The 1025-nt window shown below is 49.4% G+C and carries 1 protein-coding gene; it reads right to left on the bottom strand.

What is annotated here, in order from left to right:
* Positions 1-213: 213 nt before the first annotated feature.
* Positions 214-1025 (bottom strand): DUF4198 domain-containing protein (locus ACTHS3_RS14565; protein WP_440368321.1); only part of this gene is annotated, 812 nt, incomplete at its 5' end.

The raw sequence follows: 1025 nt of genomic DNA, 5'->3' as shown, positions 1-1025 counted from the left end.
CCGTTTATCAATCAAATGAGGAATGTCCCTTTAGAGCGCGTCTTTGGGGCGCACTGGATGGGCAATGTGGTCTTGACTGGCTGCAACCGTATCTGTTTTACCCAATTAAATGGTGATGAGTTGGAAACATACTCCCGTTTTTTTAGAAATTTGGGTTATGAATGGGAATAAATTAAGGCCGTCTGAAAGTTCAGACGGCCTTTTTAATGGCTGTTAATGCTGATGGGCATGGCGTGCAGCCGCGCGTTTGGTACCGACAGGCACAATCAGCGTTGCGTAAGTATTGTCTTTCTGACATACGCTTTTATCGCCGTAATCGGTCTCGTTCACCACTTTGATTTTCCACAAACCGTCAATCAGAGTAATCACATTGACCACGCCGTTTTTATCGGTTTTGCCGGAAAAGCCTTGAGGCTCGCGGTGGTCGTGGGTTGATTCCAAGTCCATTTCCGCCAAAGTGTCCGAGCTGGCGGTAACTGTGGCTTTAACCAAAGGCTCGCCTTTGTACAGGACTTTGACCGGCAAAATACCGCCGGCTTTGACTTCGTTCGGATTCTTCAGCGGAACCAGTTCCAGCTCTTGGCCGATAGGGCGGGTCAACACAGCTTCATCAACTGCGCCGTTGCCTACTTGGACAAAGCTCTTGCCGAACATTTGAGATTGTTCGCAATAGGTTGAACCGGCCAGCTGTTTCAAGGTTTGCTGTTTCCAGCCGTCTTGGTTTTTCGACCAGAAAGTCGGTTTGTAGGTTGCGCTGACCCAGTAGGAGCCTTCAGGCAAAGCGGCTTTAGAAACGTATTGATAGTTTTCGCCTTTATTTACCAAATCAACGGTTTTCTTTGAGCTGCCGGTCAATTGCAGCGGTTTGAAAATATGTACGCGGTCGTCGGCGATTTTTTCGACATTAGGGAAGTCATGGCTGTAACCCAAATCCGCATGCAGGATTTGGCCGGCAGGCTGATGTGTCGGTGCGGCCACCCAAACATCGTGTGCCTGTGCCACTGCGCCCAATCCCAGCAATCCTA

This window comes from Neisseria sp. P0009.S007 (assembly GCF_051962515.1).
The sequence above is the reverse complement of the archived record's forward strand: the minus strand, read 5'-3'. Positions and strand labels throughout refer to the sequence as shown.